A 14884-nucleotide genomic window follows, 5' to 3' on the forward strand; every position below is an offset into this window, starting at 1 on the left:
CTTGCCGGCAAACGAAGCTTTGGAGGTCTTCGGAGCTTTATTCGGCGGCTTCGGCCACTGCGGCCTCTTCCTGACGGGCAGCCTTGGTGGCATGGCCCCACCAGATCAGCTGGTCCAGCATGTCCTTGGCCGAGTTGCCGATCGAGGCTTCCAGGTCGTTCAGCGACTTGGTGCCGCCAAAGCCGGGATGCACGGACATGAAATCAGCACCGGCAATGTGAACGGCCGAGCGGGTCGAGACCATCTGCAGCTCGATGCCGATCGTGCGCAGGTTCTCGACTGCACGCGCGCCACCCACGGTACCGTAACCGACGGCGCCAAACGCCTTCTTGTTCCACTCGACATAGGCCTGATCGAGCGCGTTCTTCAGCGCGCCGGTGATGGCGCGGTTATATTCGGCGGTCACGAAGATGAAGCCGTCGAATTCGCCGACCTTGTTCTGCCACTTGACGGCATTGGGGTTGGACGACGGCATCCAGGCGTTCGAGGCCATTTCGTCGAAGAACGGCAGGTCGAAGTCGCGCAGGTCGACAATTTCGGCCTCGATTTCCGGACGTGCATTGGCCTTTTCGAGGATCCACTTCGCCGGGACTTCACCAAAGCGGGTCGGGCGGGTGGACGAGATGATGACGGCAATCTTGAGTTTGGACATTTGAGCCCTCCTTGGTAACAAATCGTAACTGAGGCGATATATGTGCCTGTGAACGATCCTCGCAAGGGGGCACGTTTCTGTGGTGCGGCGACAGTTACCTGCCTAGGGCACAAATCTGTAAGTATAGGTGGGGCTTAGGTTTTTTGCCTTGAATGGGCTGCCTGGCCCAGGACTGAGGGGCTTTGGGAGCACCGCGGCAACGCACTGTTCAACGCTGCAGGTCCAATCCGCCCTGCCCCAGAATCCCGTTGCGGACTTCTGAGCCGCATGTCTATTGCTGGATGGGGACAAATCCCAAGCAATGAGGGAAAAAATGAAGACGTTATCGGCCGCTTTTGCTTTGGCCGTACTGGCATTCGGGGTCGTTCAGGCCGCAGCACTCGATCGTCGGGTGCAGATCAACAACAATTCATCCTACAACATCATGGAATTCTATGCGTCAAACACCGGCAGCAAGTCGTGGGAGGAAGATATCCTTGGTAAGGACATCCTTCCATCCGGCAGCAGCGTAATGATCAACATCGATGATGGCAGCGGCTACTGCAAGTATGATTTCCTTGCCGTGTTCGAAGATGGCGACGAAGTGATTTCCGCCGACAACAATGTCTGCGAACTCAGCCAGTTCAACTTCACGGACTAAAACAATAGAAGCGCTGGAGCGATCCAGCGCTTCCACTTTCTCCCGCTAGCTGCCCAGCACGACCCGGTATTGCCGCACCGCTTCGGCAAACCCCATCAGCAGCGCATCTGCCGTTATGCCATGCCCGATCGACACTTCGTCGACATGCGGCACCGCCGATTGGAATGCCGGCAGGTTGGCCAGCGTCAGGTCATGCCCGGCATTGACGCCCAGCCCCGCCGCATGCGCGGCCTGCGCGGTATGCGCCAGCGCCGCCAGCTCGCGTACGGCCCGGTCGGGATCGTCATAGCAGCCGCCATAGGGCCCGGTATAAAGCTCGATGCGGTCCGCGCCGGTCGCCTTGGCCGCCGCGACCCCGTCAACGCCGGCATCGGGATCACAGAACAGCGAAATCCTCCGCCCGGGCGCCTTGAGCCGCTGCACCACCGAGGTCAGGAAATTGCCCTTGCCGCGGAAATCCCAGCCATGGTCGGACGTCGCCTGCGCCGGATCGTCCGGCACCAGCGTCACCTGCGCCGGACTGACCGCCTCGACCAGCGTGAAGAAGTCCTCGCTTGGATAACCCTCGATATTGAACTCGGCCGCGGGATAGTCGTCGCGTAGCAGTTCCGCCAGGTCGAACACGTCGGTGCGGCGAATATGCCGCTCGTCCGGTCGCGGGTGTACGGTAATCCCGCTGGCGCCCGCATCGAGCACGACCCGGGCCAGCCCCACCACGCTGGGCCAGGGCAGGTTGCGCCGGTTGCGGAGCTGGGCGACGGCATTGAGATTGACGGAAAGCAGGGTCATGGGCGGGACTCGGCGAAAGATGTCCCTGCTTTATACCAGACTGGGCGAGCCGCCCAATCGAACCTTGTGATGGCAGCGATCAGCTTTTGGCCGGGTCACATGCCCTGCGGACCACGCGAGATCGCCGCCAGCCCGGTGCGCACCACCTCGACCAGCCCCAGCGGCTGCATCAGGGCGATGAAGCTGTCGATCTTGGCCGGCTTGCCGGTGATCTCGAACACGAAGCTCTCCACCGACGCGTCGACGATCTGTGCGCGGAAGGCATCGGCCAGCCGCAGTGTCTCGGCGCGATGGTCGCCCGAGCCGGCCACCTTGATCAGCGCCAGCTCACGCTCCAGCGACGCGCCCTCGGCCGTCAGGTCATGCACCTTGTGCACCGGCACCAGCCGCTCGAGCTGCAGCTTGATCTGCACCAGCACCTTGGGCGTGGCGATGACGACAACGGTGATGCGACTAAGTCGCCGCCCGTGTTCGGTCTCGCTGACGGTCAGGCTTTCGATATTGTAGCCGCGCGCCGAGAACAGGCCGACGACGCGGGCGAGAATGCCCGGCTCGTTGTCGACCAGCACCGAAAGCGTATGCCGCTCGGTTTCCTGGGTATCCTTGGTGATGAAATAGGCCGAACCGGTCGGCTGCAGATGTGCGTTCATGGTGGTGTCCTCCGCAGCGCCCTAGACGAGCTGCCGTCCCTTCTCGTCGATGATGTCGCCGATATTGGCCGTATCGGGCAGGATGATCTCATTATGCGGCTTCCCCGAGGGGATCATGGGCAGGCAGTTCTCGTCCTTTTCGACGATGACGTCGAACAGCACCGGGCCGTCATAGTCGAGCATCTCGGCAATGGCCGCGTCGAGCTCGGCCGGGTTCGAGCAGCGGATACCCTTGCCGCCATAGGCTTCCGCCAGCTTGACGAAGTCGGGCAGCGATTCCGAATAGGAATGGGCGTAGCGCGACCCATGCAGCAGGTCCTGCCACTGCCGGACCATGCCCATGCGCTCGTTGTTGAGGATGAAGATCTTGATCGGCAGGCGATACTGCACCGCCGTCGAAAGCTCCTGCATCGTCATCTGCACGCTGGCCTCGCCGGCAATGTCGATCACCAGCGCATCGGGATGGGCCACCTGCACGCCCACGGCGGCCGGCAGGCCATAGCCCATCGTGCCGAGGCCACCCGAGGTCATCCAGCGGTTGGGCTGGTCGAAGTGGAAGTGCTGCGCCGCCCACATCTGGTGCTGGCCCACCTCGGTGGTGATGTAGACTTCCTTGCCCTGCTTGCGGGTCGCCTCATAGAGCCGCTGGATGGCATGCTGCGGCTTGATGACGGTGTCCGAATTCTTGAAGCCGAGCGAATTGACGGCCCGCCAGGTGCCGATCTGCTTCCACCACGCGCCGATCGCCTCGGTACGCGGCTGGTTGGTCCGGCTGCGCCAGACGCGAACCATTTCCGACAGCACCCGCTCGCAATCGCCGATGATCGGCACGTCGACGCGCACGACCTTGTTGATCGAGCTGGGATCGATATCGACATGGATCTTGCGGCTATTGGGCGAGAAGGCGTCGATCCGGCCGGTAATGCGGTCGTCGAACCGCGCACCGATATTGATCATGACGTCGCAGTCATGCATCGCCAGGTTTGCCTCGTAGGTGCCGTGCATGCCCAGCATGCCCAGCCACTGCGAATTGGACGCCGGGAAGGCGCCCAGGCCCATCAGGGTCGAGGTCACCGGAAAGCCGGTCAGCTCCGCCAGCTCGCGCAGATGCTCGGAGGCTTCGGGCCCGGCATTGATGACGCCGCCGCCCGTGTAGAAGATCGGCCGCTCGGCCTTGAGCATGAGGTCGACCGCAGCCTCGATCGCCGCGGCGTCGCCGTCCAGCTGCGGGCGGTAGCTCTGGTGGCGCAGCGTATCGAGATCGGGCTTGTAGTAGTCGCCCAGCGCGAACTGCACATCCTTGGGGATGTCGATGACCACCGGACCCGGACGGCCCGTCGTGGCGATGAGGAAGGCCTCATGCATGATGCGCGGCAGGTCTTCCACGCGCTTCACCAGGTAATTGTACTTGGTGCAGCTGCGGGTGATGCCGACCGTATCGCATTCCTGGAAGGCGTCCGAACCGATCAGCGTGGTGGGCACCTGCGCGGTGATGCAGATCAGCGGGATGGAATCCATCAGCGCATCGGTGAGGCCGGTCACCGCATTGGTGGCCCCGGGACCGGAGGTGACGAGAACCACGCCCGGCTTGCCGGTCGAGCGCGCATAGCCCTCGGCCATATGCGTTGCGCCCTGCTCATGCCGCACCAGGATATGCTGCACCGCATCCTGCTGGAACATCGCATCATAGATCGGCAGGGCGGCGCCGCCGGGATAGCCGAAGACATGCTCGACCCCGTGGTCGGTCAGCGCCTGTATAACCATTTCAGCGCCGGTCATTTGTTCGGCCATCGTGAGTTCCTTCCTCAGTCCACTTGATCTGGCCCAGTCTCGTAGCGGCGAAAACCGGGCAATAAAAAAGGCCCCGTTCGGGACCTGTTTTCGGCGCACCAGCTATCGCGCGGGATTTTATCCCACGTTGCCGATGCGCCTGCCTACTACGAGAATGAGTGCCCGCACGGGACCTCTCCATGAAATTGTGGCCGCATTGATAGGTGCAAGACCGCAAAGGTGTCAAGGGGCGGCGGACCTCTTGGCGGTTGTTGATGACCCGGAAGGCGCAAGTCACCGCCGCTGGCGCCAAAATCCGTGGAGCAATGCCCCCGGACACGCAAAAGACGTGGCCAATGCGACAGACAATGCTATTGGCGCAGAAGGTGAGTTTTGTGACGGTTTGATGACACATGGCCAAGAGCGCCCTCGACAAGGACCTGCAGCGTGTGTCGGGGTTGGAAAACGCCACCCATGATCTCGCCCGCTCGATAGCGGCCCCCGGACTTGCGCTGGTCTTCCTGCTGCTTGCGGCGGTCTGGGCCAGCTTTGTCGTCACTGACGGCCCGATGAGCTACCTCGTGGTCATCGCGGCGGCGATCGCCGGCTATATGGCGATCAATGTCGGCGCCAATGACGTGGCCAACAATATGGGTCCGGCCGTTGGCTCGCGCGCCCTGACCATGGGCGGCGCCCTGGTCATCGCCGCCATTTTCGAAGCGGCCGGCGCGCTGCTGGCGGGCGGCGACGTGGTCAACACCGTGGCGCGCGACCTGCTCACCGGCGAAGCCATCGAGGCCGAACGCTTCGTGCTGCTGATGATGGCGGCGCTGCTGGCATCCGCGCTCTGGGTCAACCTAGCCACCTATCTCGGCGCCCCGGTCTCCACCACCCATGCCGTCGTCGGCGGCGTTCTGGGCGCCGGCATAGCCGCGGCCGGCTGGGGCAGCGTGGCCTGGCCGACCATCGGCACCATCGCTGCCAGCTGGGTCATTTCCCCGGTGCTGGGCGGCGCAATCGCAGCATTGCTGCTCTCCTTCATCAAGCACACCATCACCGACCGCATCGACAAGGTCTCCGCCGCGCGGATCTGGGTGCCCGTGCTGGTCGCGGCAATGACCGGCATCTTCGCCATGTATATCGCCACCAAGGGCCTGAGCCGTGTGTGGAAGCCCGAACTGCATGTCGTGCTTGCGCTCGGGGTCACCTTTGCCCTGCTCGGCTGGCTGGGCGCCATGCCGCTGGTGCGCCGGCAGTCCATCGGCATGGAAAACCGCAAGAAGCATGTCGCGGCCCTGTTCCGCCTGCCACTGGTGGTGGCCGCCGCCCTCCTCTCCTTCGCCCATGGCGCCAACGACGTCGCCAACGCGGTCGGACCTTTCGCCGCCATCGTCACCACCCTGCAGTCAGGGGAGTCGGCGGCGGCGGGCATTACCCTGCCCTTCTGGGTGCTGGCCATCGGCGCCATCGGCATCTCGCTGGGCCTGGCCCTGTTCGGGCCGCGCCTCATCCGCACCGTGGGCGAGCAGATCACCAAGCTCAATGAAGTACGCGCCTATTGCGTGGCGCTGGCAGCCGCTGTCACGGTGCTGGTGGCTTCGGCGCTGGGCCTACCGGTCTCATCCACGCATATCGCCGTCGGTGGCATTTTCGGCGTGGGCTTCCTGCGTGAATACTATTCGCGCAAGGATCTCGATTTCACCGCCGTGCCCGTTCACGCCCGCCATGTCGATCCGGCCGCGCTCAACGCCACCCCCGAAGACGCCCTGTCCAAGGAGCGCAAGAGCGAACGGCGCAAGCTGGTCCGCCGTCAGCACGTGACCAGCATTGCCGCAGCCTGGATCATCACTGTTCCGGCCTCCGCCGTCGTGGCGGCGGCCCTGTTCTGGATCCTTGATCTGGTGATCGGCGCCTGAACGCCGGCGCCGTCAGCGGGTCTGGCGCGGGCCGCGCAACTGTCCCTGCAGCTTCACCGCGAGCCGCGACAGCGCTGTATCATTGAGCAGCCGCCGCGCTTCGGGCAGCACCGCCCAGTGCCGCAGCCGCTGGTCCATTTCCTTCCAGACATCGAGCTGGGACACCACTTTGAGCGGGTAGAGGTCGACATCGACCAGGCTCGAACCGTCCACGCTGGCGCTGGAGCGATAGCTGCCAATGGGCTCGACGGCGATCTCGCCGCTGACCCCGGCCTCTTCCATCGCCTCGACCGCCGCGCTCTCCCATGGCGTCATGCCCGGCTCGATATCGCCCTTGGGAAAGATCCAGCGCCCGGTGCGCCGCGATGTGATCAACAGGAAGACCACGCGGCCATCGATGACCGAATAGGGCAAGGCGCCGGACTGCCGCATACCCGGCGTCGTCGCAACCCTGGGGCTCCAGTTGCTCAAGAACTCGCGCAGCATGGCGGGTCTCCGATTGTTTGATCGGGCGGCACAATCGCATGCCGGCCGCGCCGCTGTCGATTGGTCCGGCGGGGCCTGTGCATAAGCCAACAAAAAAGGGCCCCATGGGGCCCTTCGGATACGCTGTGTGTCGCGCTTAGCTGAGCAGGGTCAGGTTGGTGGCCGAAACCTTGCCGTCGCGGCCAGTCTCGAGCTCATAGGTCACCTTGTCGCCCTCGTAGAGGCCCTGCAGGCCCGAACGCTGGACAGCCGAGATATGCACGAAGGCATCCTTCTCGCCATTGTCGGGCGAAATGAAACCAAAGCCCTTGGTGGTGTTGAAGAATTTTACGGTACCGGTGATGGCAGCCATAGGAATTGGTCCTCGCTAGTGGACACCGCCGAAGCGGTCAGGGTTGAAAACGAGCCTTTTGGAGCCCGGCCTAAACGATTCACCGATCAGCAGGTAGCCAAGTTCCCGGCTTCTGCCGGTCGATCAGATAGCGCGAGATAGTGGTCGTAGGACCGAAAATATGTCCGCTAGCCGTCCAAATTTCAAGGCGATTTCACTGGTCAATGAAAAGCACCCGATTCGGAAATGAATCCGAACCGGGTGCTCCGACGCCTTACGGCGCCTGCAGCATGGGGCGATGCTGCAACTTTCTTTAGCCGCGCGGGCAAGTATCGCGATAACGGGTGCCGTCGCGGCGCTCGTAGATGCAGATGTCGGGGTTGTTCGACGAGCGGCCGAGCACTTCGCCGGCTGCCGCGCCAACCACAGTGCCGACGCCGGCGCCGACTGCCGTACCGAGCAGGCTGCCGCCAGTCGCGCTGGCACCAATGACGGCACCACCAACGCCACCGACCACGGCACCCTGCTGGGTGGTGGTGCAGGCAGCAAGAGACAGGCACGTCGCGGCGATGATCAAAATCTTATGCATGGAAAACCCTCCAGAACTATCGAGGGCAAGAATGCGCTGTTGCGACATTGGTTCCCGGCGCAATTTAACAAAATTTTAGGCAGCTAACCGGCGCGGCGGAACAGCGCCCCGGCGACGATGACCAGCCACCCGCCGATCAGGCCGGCGCCGCCCAGTGGCGCCGCACCGGGGAAGAGGCCATGCCCCAGCCATTCGCGCATGCCCAGGTCGCCGGCGAACACTAATGTGCCTGCGGCGAGCAGGAGCGTGGCAAGGCTGAGCACGCGCCCCCGCCCCGCCAGCGCCAAGGCCAGCAATGCCGGACCATGGGCCAGGCAGATGGCCGCAATGGCCGCCAGGCTGCGCGAATTGCCGTCATGCGATGCAGCTGCGGCAGCAGCCACACCCACGGCCCCGACCAGCCCGGCAACGCCCAGAACCAGCCGTCCCATCCCGTCGGTTTCGCCAGCCATCGCCCGCTCCTTGTGCCGCCCTCTTCCGCTACTGGGCGGTTTCCTTTAGAGCAATGCCCCGCGAGTAGGACATTTTGACATGAGCGAGCAAGTCACGGTTGCGCCCGGCGCCGCCGTCAATTCCGCGCCCGCACGGGGCGGCTGGGGCGCCGAGCTGCGCGCGACCTTCGCGCTGGCCTGGCCGCTGGTCATCGCCCAGCTGGCCCAGAACGCCCTGACCGCAACCGACGTCATCATGCTCGGCTGGCTCGGCCCCAGTCATCTCGCCGCGGGCACGCTGGCGACGACATTCATCATGCCTTTCTTCGTGGGCGGCATCGGCATTGTCGGCGCGGTGGCCCCTCTCGTCGCGCAGGCGCGGGGCGCGCGCGATATCAGGGCCGTCCGCCGCATCGTTCGCCAGGGCATGTGGGCGGCCATCCTGCTGGCCACGCTCATGGTGCCGGTCCTGCTGCAGATCCGTCCGATTTTCGCCGTGCTCGGCCAGAATCCGGATACTGCCATCATGTCCGAGCAGTATATCCAGGTCGGCGTCTGGATGCTGTTCCCCGCGCTGGCCATGGTTGCCCTGCGCTCGCTGCTATCCGCCTTTGACGCCACCCGCATCATCCTGCTGATCACCATCGGCGGCGTCATCGTCAACGCGCTGGCCAATTACGCATTGATGTTCGGCAATTTCAGCATGCCCCGGCTCGAGCTGCGCGGCGCCGCCCTTGCGACCGTGCTGTCCAACATACTCATGTTCGGCCTGATGCTGGCCTATGTGCTGCGCCACCGCCGCTTCAAGCGCTTCTACGTGCTGATGCGCTTCTGGAGGCCGGACTGGGTGCGTTTCCGTGAAATCTTCCGCATCGGCACGCCCATCGGGCTCACGGTGCTGGCCGAAGTGGGGCTCTTCACCGCCGCAGCACTGCTGATGGGACTGTTGGGCACCGACGAGGTGGCGGCCCATGCCGTCGCCCTGCAATGCGCCTCCATGGCCTTCATGGTGCCCCTTGGCCTCGGCATTGCCGCCACGGTGCGCGTCGGCATGGCCTATGGCCGCAGTGATCCTGAAGGCATCCGCAAGGCGGGCTGGACCGCCTTTGTGCTGGGCACTGGCTTCATGGCCTTTTCCTGCGTGCTGTTCCTCACGGCCGGCCCCACCATCGTGACCTGGTTCCTCGATCCGCGCCTGCCGGAAAACGCCAATGCACTGGCTTTGGCGGCCACTTTCCTCGTGGTCGCCGGCGTGTTCCAGCTCGTGGACGGCGCGCAAGTCGTGGCGGCCCATGCCTTGCGTGGCCTCAGCGACACCAAGATCCCCATGGTCCTCGCCATCCTCGGCTACTGGGCCGTGGGCCTGCCGATTGCCTATATCCTCGGCTTCGTCGTCGGCTGGCGCGGTGTCGGCATCTGGATCGGGCTGGCCGCGGGGCTGGCCTTCGTTGCCGTCGTGCTGGTGATCCGCTTCGCCATGCGCGAGCGCCTGGGCCTGCTGCGCCCCCGCTAGGCGGCCCGGCGCGGCCAGTCGCCGAACCGGTTGCGAAACCACGTCCGCTGCCGCTTGGCATATTGCTGGGTGGCAATCGTCGCCAGTGCGATCGCCTCGTCGCGACCGATGACGCCATCGAGCCAGTCGCCGATTTCGCGCACCCCGATAGCCTTCATCACGGGAAGCGACGGATCGAGGTTGAGCGCGCGCAGCGCCCTCACTTCTTCCACCGCGCCGCCGGCAAACATCTGTTCGAACCGGTCACCGATGCGCGCGCGCAGCACATCCCGGTCGGGGTCCAGCACCATGCGATCAATCGACAAGAAATCCGCCAGCATGCTGGCAGACAATTCTTGCTGGAAGCTGGAAAGCGTGCGGCCCGTGGCCCGCTTGACCGCCAGGGCCCGGGTCAGCCGCTGCGGGTCCGCCACCTTGAGGCGCGCCGCCGCAACCGGATCCTCCCGGCGCAGCAGCGCCAGCCGCTGCTCCCCGTCAAGCGCTTGAATCTCTTGTTGAACTTCAAGCGCCAGCGCAGCCGGCACCTCCGGAATATCCGCGAATCCGTTTAGCAGCGCATCGAAATAAAGCCCTGTTCCGCCAACGAAAATCAGCGGTCGCGCCGGGTCGACACTCTCGATGACCGCGCGAACGGCAGCCAGCCACTGCCCCGTCGAAAACCGCACCGCAGCCGGCACCGTGCCATAAAGCCGATGCTCGGCCAGCGCCATGTCCGCCTCGCTCGGCCGGGCCGTAACCACCTGCAATGTATCGTAAATCTGCATGGCATCGGCATTGATCACCACGCCATCCCCGGCCTGCGCCAGGCCAAGCGCCAGCGCCGACTTGCCGCTGGCAGTCGGACCCGCTATCAGGACGGCGCGCCTGCGGCCTGTCACGCATTCCTCCTTTGAAAAGTCCCCATGCCCGTCCTCTGCCTCATCGCCAATCCAATCGACTCCGAACTCGACCCGGCCCTGGCCGCGGCCGTTCTCAAGCAGACGGGCGGCGAGCTCAACTGGCTCGACCATTCCATTGCCTGCGAGATCATCGAGCCGAAGTCAACCGATGCACTGGCCGTGGCCCGTGAGGTGATCGGCAGCCACCGCGTCGATGCGGCCCTGCTGCCCAGCGAAAACCGCCGCAAGCAAATCCTCATCGCCGACATGGATTCCACCATGATCAACGAGGAATGCATCGATGAACTCGCTGCCGCCCTTGGCATCAAGGACCAGGTTGCCGACATTACTGACCGCGCCATGCGCGGCGAGCTCGATTTCGCGCAGGCGCTCGACACCCGCGTTGCCCTGCTCAAAGGGCTGGAACGCAAGGTGATAGAGGAAGTCCGCCGCGAGCAGATCACCCTCGCGCCCGGCGGGCGGGCCTTGGTCCAGACCATGAAGGAATATGGCGCCTATACCTCGCTGGTCTCGGGCGGCTTCACCTTCTTTGCCGACTATTTCGCCAAGCGCATCGGCTTTCACGAAGCCATCGCCAATGTGCTCGAATTCGACGGCGACGCGCTGACCGGCACTGTGGGCAAGCCCATTGTCGACAAGAACACCAAGCGCGAGCGCCTGCTCGCCCTGGCCGCCGAACGCAATGTGCCGCTGAGCCAGACCATCGCCGTCGGGGATGGCGCCAACGACCTCGACATGATCCGCATTGCCGGCTTCGGCGTCGCGCTGCATGCCAAGCCTGCCGTTGCGGCCGAGGCCGGCATTCGCATCGACCATGGCGACCTCACGGCCCTGCTCTACCTGCAGGGCTATAGCGACGAAGAGATCGTGCGCTAGGCTCTTCGCCTCAAGAGAGCGGAAACAAAAAAGCCGGCGCTGAGCGCCGGCTTTCGTTTTCATGCCATCCGGCGTTATTGCGCCGGAGCCGCCGCAGGCTCTTCGACAGGCGCCGGGACATCGGTGCCGACGGTCGGCGAGAGCTCCGAGCCATCCTCCAGCGTGATGCTGGGAACGGTCACTTCCTCGATGCCCAGGCCATCCAGGGCCGGCTCATCGGTGGCCGGCGCGGTGATCGGGGTCGCCGTCGGCTGGATTGGCGTGGCCAGGCTGGTATTGGCCTCCGGGATCGAGCCGTTCGAGCCAAAGTAGCGGAAGAACTCGCTGTCAGGCGACAGAACCATGGTGGTTCCGGTGCCGGTCAGTGCGGTGCGATAGGCTTCCATCGAGCGATAGAACTCGAAGAATTCCGCATCCTGGCCATAGGCAGCCGCGAACAGCCGGTTACGCTCGGCGTCGCCGGTACCACGGATGATTTCCGCATCACGGGTTGCCGCCGCCACGATTTCCACAGCCTGACGATCGGCAATGGCGCGCAGGCTCTGGGCCTGTTCCTGACCACGGGCGCGCAGCAGGGCGGCCTCGGCCAGGCGCTCGGCCCGCATACGCTCATAGGTGCGCTCGAAAACATCGGCGGCAAGGTCGGTGCGCAGGATACGCACGTCGATGACTTCGATGCCAAGCTGCTCGACGTCCGGACGGATAAGGTCGCGGGCTTCCAGCATCATCTCGGGACGCTGCTCGGAGAGAGCGGCGTTGAATTCGCGCAGACCATAGACCTGGCGCAGCACGGCGGCGAAGCGGGTCGCGATACGATCCTCGACCACAGCCAGCTGACCCTGTGCGCGTTCACGGAACAGGCGCGGGTCGGTGATGCGGTAGGTGAGGAAGGCGTCCACTTCGTAGAAGGCGCCACCGGATACCTGCACGCGCAGGTCGCTGATGTCCTGGCGCAGCAGACGATCTTCGATGATCTGCACGCTGTCGACAATATCGGTCGGGATCTTGAAATAGATGCCCGGCTCGGTCCGCACATCGGTGATCTGGCCGAAGCGGGTGACGATGGCCTGGTCGCGCTCGTTGACCACGTAGATGGTCGAGAAGAAGATGTAGAGAGCGGCGAGAACGACGACGCCAATGATGATCAGACGATTGTTCATGGCTTAGTTCCCCGTCGTCGTGGTGGTCGATGCGCCGGGGCGCAATTCGGGCAGCGGCAGGTAGGGAATAACACCCTGGCCATTGGCGCCGTTCTCGATCAGCACTTTCTCGGAGCCGCCGAGCACTTCTTCCATGGTTTCCAGGAACAGGCGCTTGCGGGTCACTTCGGGGGCGTTGACATATTCGGCATAGATCGCGTTGAAGCGCTCGGCCTCACCGGTTGCTTCCTGCACCACGCGGTTGGTATAGGCGGCTGCGTCTTCGCGCAGGGCCGCTGCACGACCGCGGGCGTCGCCCAGCAGCGTATTGGCATAGGAGCGGGCTTCTTCCTGCACGCGGTCCTCATCCTGCTCGGCACGCTGCACTTCGTTGAAGGCATCGGCCACTTCGGCCGGCGGCGCTGCGCCTTCGATGGAAATCTGGCTGACGGCAACGCCGAGGCCATAGCTGTCGAGAATGGTCTGGGTGATCTCCTGGACCTGCGCTTCGATGCCCGCCTGGTCGTCGCGGAAAACGTCATTGGCAGGCCGGCGACCGACCACTTCACGCATCGCGCTTTCCGCAGCGTTGCGCACCATGTCTTCCGGGTCGCGGACGTTGAACAGATATTCGACCGGATTGGCGACAGCCCAGAACACGGAGAAGCGAACGTCGACGATGTTCTGGTCGCCCGAGAGCATCAGGCCGTCATCGCCGGTGGTGCGAGTGCCCGCCGCTGCCGGCGATCCGATCGTCGTCTGGTTGACGGTCACCGTGACGCGCTCGACGGTCTCGATCGGCCACAGGTGGAAATGCAGGCCCGGCATGGACAGTTCGGGCTTGGGCGCGCCGAAGCGCAGCTCGACGCCAACTTCCTGCGGATCGACCGTATAGATCGAATTCAGGCCCCAGAACGCGATGAGGGCGAGCACGCCACCCACCAGCGCCCAACGGCCGCCGGGAATGCCACCACGAAACTGGTCGCGACCGCGGTTGAGAATATCTTCCAGATTGGGCGTGTTGCCGCCGCCTGGCCGACGCGGGCCACCGCCGCCACCTGGCGCCTGACCCCAGGGACCGCCATTATTGTTGCGGCCACCCCCGCCTCCGTTATTCTCCCACGGCATCGCGTCCCTTTCGGATATTTTGTTTCATGGGGACTTATATAGGCAAGCACTCGGCGCGATCAATGCGCCGCGTCGCCACGGCGCTCGTACACTTTGACGCGGTAGGTCGCCTCATCCCGGTGCGACGGCGCCACTTCGGGCAGGTCGACGACCGTCCATTGTTCCGGAGCAATGGTCGGGAACCGCACGTCTCCCGCTGGCGACAGATCGATATGAGTGATGTAGAGCCGATCCGCCCGGTCCATCAGCTGCGCGTAAAGCTCGCCCCCGCCGATGATCATGATTTCGTCAACGCCGTCGGCTTCGGCGATCTGCCGGGCCTGCGCAAGGGCTGCCTCGATATCGTGGAACACCAAGACGCCGTGGGGCTGGTAGTGTTGCTGGCGCGTGATGACGATATTGGTGCGCCCCGGAAGTGGCTTGCCGACCGTCTCAAACTGCTTGCGGCCCATCACGATGGGCTTGCCCATCGTGGTCTGCTTGAAAAAGGCCATGTCGGACGGCACGCGCCAGGGAATGGTTTGGTCGCTGCCGATTACGCCGTTCTCGGCCACGCCGGCAATCATGGCAATCTTGACGGTCATGGCGCACCCAGTTTCAGCAGCGCCTCGCCATCGACGCGCACCTTGGTCCATTCATCCTGCATCACGCCGCCCTGCGACTTGTAGAAGTCGATCGAGGGCTCGTTCCAGTCGAGCACCCACCATTCAAAGCGCCCCAAGCCCTCGGCAACGCAGCGCCGCGCCAGATTGACCAGCAATGCCTTGCCGATCCCCTTCCCGCGCAGGGCCGGATCGACGAACAGGTCCTCAAGCCAGATCCCGTGCCGGCCCTGGAAGGTGGAATAGGTATAGAACCAGAGCGTGAAGCCCGCCGGCTTGCCTGCCCACTCGGCGATTTCGCAGAACACCTTGGGATCGGCGCCGAACAGGTCGCGCACGATATCGGCCTCGCTCGCCTTGGCCTCGTGGCCCAGCTTCTCATACTCCGCCAGCGCGGAGATCAGTTGGATGATGAGGCCGGCATCTGCGGGTGTGGCGGGGCGGATGTTCAACAAATCAGTCATTACTCGCCT

At 64.1% G+C, this 14884-nt stretch carries 17 protein-coding genes; 4 read left to right on the forward strand and 13 right to left on the reverse strand.

What is annotated here, in order from left to right:
• Positions 1–37 precede the first annotated feature (37 nt).
• Positions 38–652 carry an NADPH-dependent FMN reductase gene (locus ACLI1C_RS12890; RefSeq protein WP_411397381.1) on the reverse strand — a complete coding sequence of 205 codons (615 nt, stop codon included), beginning with the start codon at positions 650–652 and terminating at the stop codon, positions 38–40.
• A gap of 313 nt (positions 653–965) precedes the next feature.
• Between ACLI1C_RS12890 and ACLI1C_RS12895 the strand changes: the two genes are divergently transcribed.
• Complete coding sequence (locus tag ACLI1C_RS12895) at positions 966–1292, forward strand: hypothetical protein (RefSeq protein ID WP_411397382.1); 327 nt, start codon at positions 966–968, stop codon at positions 1290–1292.
• 45 nt (positions 1293–1337) lie between these two features.
• Here ACLI1C_RS12895 and ACLI1C_RS12900 read toward each other — a convergent pair whose 3' ends face one another.
• From ACLI1C_RS12900 to ACLI1C_RS12910, 3 genes are all read right to left on the reverse strand, one after another.
• Positions 1338–2081 carry a pyridoxine 5'-phosphate synthase gene (locus tag ACLI1C_RS12900; RefSeq protein WP_411397383.1) on the reverse strand — a complete coding sequence of 248 codons (744 nt, stop codon included), beginning with the start codon at positions 2079–2081 and terminating at the stop codon, positions 1338–1340.
• Positions 2082–2176: 95 nt separating this feature from the next.
• Entirely contained in the window at positions 2177–2731 is a 555-nt protein-coding gene (gene ilvN / locus ACLI1C_RS12905; protein ID WP_411397384.1) for an acetolactate synthase small subunit, read from the reverse strand.
• A gap of 21 nt (positions 2732–2752) precedes the next feature.
• On the reverse strand, positions 2753–4522 hold the full coding sequence (locus tag ACLI1C_RS12910) for an acetolactate synthase 3 large subunit (RefSeq protein WP_411397386.1): 1770 nt from the start codon (positions 4520–4522) through the stop codon (positions 2753–2755).
• A gap of 392 nt (positions 4523–4914) precedes the next feature.
• Here ACLI1C_RS12910 and ACLI1C_RS12915 point away from each other — a divergent pair, with 392 nt between their 5' ends.
• Complete coding sequence (locus tag ACLI1C_RS12915) at positions 4915–6417, forward strand: inorganic phosphate transporter (RefSeq protein ID WP_411397388.1); 1503 nt, start codon at positions 4915–4917, stop codon at positions 6415–6417.
• A gap of 12 nt (positions 6418–6429) precedes the next feature.
• Here the strand turns inward: ACLI1C_RS12915 and ACLI1C_RS12920 are convergent, their stop codons facing one another.
• The 4 genes from ACLI1C_RS12920 to ACLI1C_RS12935 form a co-directional block, all read right to left on the reverse strand.
• Positions 6430–6903 (reverse strand): NUDIX hydrolase, encoded by a 474-nt coding sequence (locus ACLI1C_RS12920; RefSeq protein WP_411397389.1) that lies wholly within the window; start codon positions 6901–6903, stop codon positions 6430–6432.
• Positions 6904–7039: 136 nt separating this feature from the next.
• Positions 7040–7255, reverse strand: a complete 216-nt coding sequence (locus tag ACLI1C_RS12925; RefSeq protein WP_332691226.1) for a cold-shock protein — start codon at positions 7253–7255, stop codon at positions 7040–7042.
• A 292-nt stretch (positions 7256–7547) separates the two neighbouring features.
• Positions 7548–7823: a hypothetical protein gene (locus tag ACLI1C_RS12930; RefSeq protein ID WP_411397391.1), complete on the reverse strand. Its 276-nt coding sequence runs from the start codon at positions 7821–7823 to the stop codon at positions 7548–7550.
• A gap of 83 nt (positions 7824–7906) precedes the next feature.
• Entirely contained in the window at positions 7907–8275 is a 369-nt protein-coding gene (locus ACLI1C_RS12935) for a DUF423 domain-containing protein (protein ID WP_411397392.1), read from the reverse strand.
• Positions 8276–8354: 79 nt separating this feature from the next.
• Between ACLI1C_RS12935 and ACLI1C_RS12940 the strand changes: the two genes are divergently transcribed.
• Entirely contained in the window at positions 8355–9767 is a 1413-nt protein-coding gene (locus ACLI1C_RS12940; protein WP_411397394.1) for an MATE family efflux transporter, read from the forward strand.
• Here ACLI1C_RS12940 and miaA read toward each other — a convergent pair.
• Complete coding sequence (miaA, locus tag ACLI1C_RS12945) at positions 9764–10645, reverse strand: tRNA (adenosine(37)-N6)-dimethylallyltransferase MiaA (protein ID WP_411397395.1); 882 nt, start codon at positions 10643–10645, stop codon at positions 9764–9766. The genes ACLI1C_RS12940 and miaA overlap by 4 nt on opposite strands.
• Before the next feature lie 24 nt (positions 10646–10669).
• Here miaA and serB point away from each other — a divergent pair, with 24 nt between their 5' ends.
• Positions 10670–11542 carry a phosphoserine phosphatase SerB gene (gene serB / locus ACLI1C_RS12950; RefSeq protein ID WP_411397397.1) on the forward strand — a complete coding sequence of 291 codons (873 nt, stop codon included), beginning with the start codon at positions 10670–10672 and terminating at the stop codon, positions 11540–11542.
• A 74-nt stretch (positions 11543–11616) separates the two neighbouring features.
• On the opposite strand, the gene hflC is transcribed toward serB, so the two are convergent.
• Genes hflC through ACLI1C_RS12970 form a run of 4 tightly spaced genes read right to left on the reverse strand, consistent with a single transcriptional unit; the run spans position 11617 to position 14875 of the window.
• A complete protein-coding gene (gene hflC / locus ACLI1C_RS12955; protein WP_411397399.1) occupies positions 11617–12702 on the reverse strand; it encodes a protease modulator HflC in 1086 nt (361 codons plus the stop codon).
• Between the two features lie 3 nt (positions 12703–12705).
• A complete protein-coding gene (hflK, locus tag ACLI1C_RS12960; RefSeq protein ID WP_411397400.1) occupies positions 12706–13809 on the reverse strand; it encodes an FtsH protease activity modulator HflK in 1104 nt (367 codons plus the stop codon).
• 59 nt (positions 13810–13868) lie between these two features.
• Positions 13869–14393, reverse strand: coding sequence for a dihydrofolate reductase (locus tag ACLI1C_RS12965; RefSeq protein WP_411397401.1), 525 nt, complete (start codon positions 14391–14393; stop codon positions 13869–13871).
• Positions 14390–14875, reverse strand: a complete 486-nt coding sequence (locus tag ACLI1C_RS12970) for an N-acetyltransferase family protein (RefSeq protein ID WP_411397403.1) — start codon at positions 14873–14875, stop codon at positions 14390–14392. Before ACLI1C_RS12970 ends, ACLI1C_RS12965 begins: the two co-directional genes overlap by 4 nt.
• Positions 14876–14884 lie beyond the last annotated feature (9 nt).

Source organism: Devosia sp. XGJD_8, assembly GCF_046614475.1.
In the GTDB taxonomy this organism is placed as follows: domain Bacteria; phylum Pseudomonadota; class Alphaproteobacteria; order Rhizobiales; family Devosiaceae; genus Devosia.